At 33.6% G+C, this 1,695-nt stretch carries 2 protein-coding genes and 1 pseudogene; 1 reads left to right on the top strand and 2 read right to left on the bottom strand.

Going from position 1 to position 1,695, the window contains the following annotated elements:
- Positions 1–845: pseudogene (locus tag SPADD19_RS12995) on the bottom strand (SEC10/PgrA surface exclusion domain-containing protein); the annotation flags it as partial.
- 160 nt (positions 846–1,005) lie between these two features.
- On the opposite strand from SPADD19_RS12995, the gene SPADD19_RS10680 reads away from it, so the two are divergent.
- Positions 1,006–1,332, top strand: coding sequence for a helix-turn-helix domain-containing protein (locus SPADD19_RS10680; RefSeq protein ID WP_048779593.1), 327 nt, complete (start codon positions 1,006–1,008; stop codon positions 1,330–1,332).
- A 70-nt stretch (positions 1,333–1,402) separates the two neighbouring features.
- Here SPADD19_RS10680 and SPADD19_RS13000 read toward each other — a convergent pair.
- Positions 1,403–1,695: hypothetical protein (locus SPADD19_RS13000; protein ID WP_061455972.1), on the bottom strand; the 293-nt coding region annotated here is incomplete at its 5' end.

The raw sequence follows: 1,695 nt of genomic DNA on the forward strand, positions 1-1,695 counted from the left end.
GCTGCTTCTTCTGCAACCTTTTTAGCATCTGCTAATTGTTTAGCAGATACTTGACTAGCACTAAGTTGCGTTTTTTCATCAGCAGAAGCTTTACTGAGTTCTTCAGCTTTATTTTTGTCTTCGTTAATGGCATTTTCCAAAGCCTTTTTCGCTGTTGATTCTGCTGATTCTTTTTCAGCTACATCACTTTTTGCTTTATCTCTTTCAGCAATGATTTCCGATGCTCCAGTACCATCAAGATTCTTTTGGGCAGTTGCTACTGCTTCCTCAGCTGTCGAAACTTTCTTTTCTTGATCTGAAATTTTATCTTGATCTTTTTTAATAACATCTGATTGCTGATTATGTTCTTTCTCAGCTTCTAGAACTTTATCAGATGCATTTTTTTCTGATGTTTCCTTTTTCTCAATATCAGCTTTTACTTCTGATATTTCATTCTTCGTTTTTTCAATTTTTTCAGGCGTAGCTAATTCTTTATTTGCCTCAGCATTCTTTAAGTCAACATTTGCCTCTGTAACTTTTGTTGCAGCAGTTGCTTCCAAAGCCTTAGCGTTTTCTAATGCACTTTCTTGATTTGAAACCGATTGATCCGCTTCTTCCTTGATCGTTCTTGCTTCTTCTACAACTTCCGCAGTTGGCGTTTTCGTTACAGTTGCAACTCCATTATGGACAAATACTCCGTCTACTTGTTTTATATTTGTAGACGAAGGAGTCGTAGATTCAACACTTAATGTTGACTCATTTGGCTGAGTTGCAGTTACTTCATCCGCTTGTACAACAGAAATTCCCGCAAAAGCTGTAGCTATTGATACTGCAGATACAGTTGCTTTGATCGTTTTCTTTTTCATAATTCCCACCTTTATGATAGAGTATTGAGCAAATTATCACTATTTAATTATAAACACCCGAATTATACTATATTTTAGCAACTTTGTAAAGTTGTAACCAACCTTTCAAGAACTAGAATATAACCTTCTAAGACTGTAAAATAGTCTTAAGAGGTGAGCAATGTCAGAATTACAAAAGTATATAAGTAAAAGAATACGGATTCTGCGGACACAGTCAGGAATGACCCAGGAGCAATTAGAAGAAAAAGCAGATCTTGGTACCAATTACGCATATAAGTTAGAAAATTTAGAGCCCAATATAAAAATTAGTACGCTTGAGAAAATTATAGAAGCGTTAAATGTTGATCTACAAACTTTTTTTGATTTAACACTTAAAGAAGAAAGTACTGACTTAGCACAGCTTATCGACACTATCAAATCTTTACCAGAGTACAAACAAAATAAAGTCATTTCAGCTATTAATACAATTATTAACGAGACAAAATAAAAAAGAGTGGAAAAGGATAAGTATAAAAACTATTCCTTTGCCACTTTTTTTGTGCCTAAAAATATGGCTATTAGCTATTAGAACATGCGATTCTTGGGTAACCAAACGTCATATCGAGGTTATCTACCTCGTAATTCTTGATCAATTCCCAGAAATCTGCAACTGATAACGCTGCAACTGATTCATGCCAATTGAATTTAAAAAACAAATCTAAGAGAAATTTAATTACTTGATGGACTTTTGCTGTCTGTTCTACAGTATCAAATGTAATTAAAATTTTCTCACACAGTGGATCGATCAATTCAATTTCAATACTATCATTTACAAAATTGAATGATAATTCTTGATCTTGATCATTCAAAA

The organism is Streptococcus parasanguinis (assembly GCF_001578955.1).
Classification (GTDB): domain Bacteria; phylum Bacillota; class Bacilli; order Lactobacillales; family Streptococcaceae; genus Streptococcus; species Streptococcus parasanguinis_U.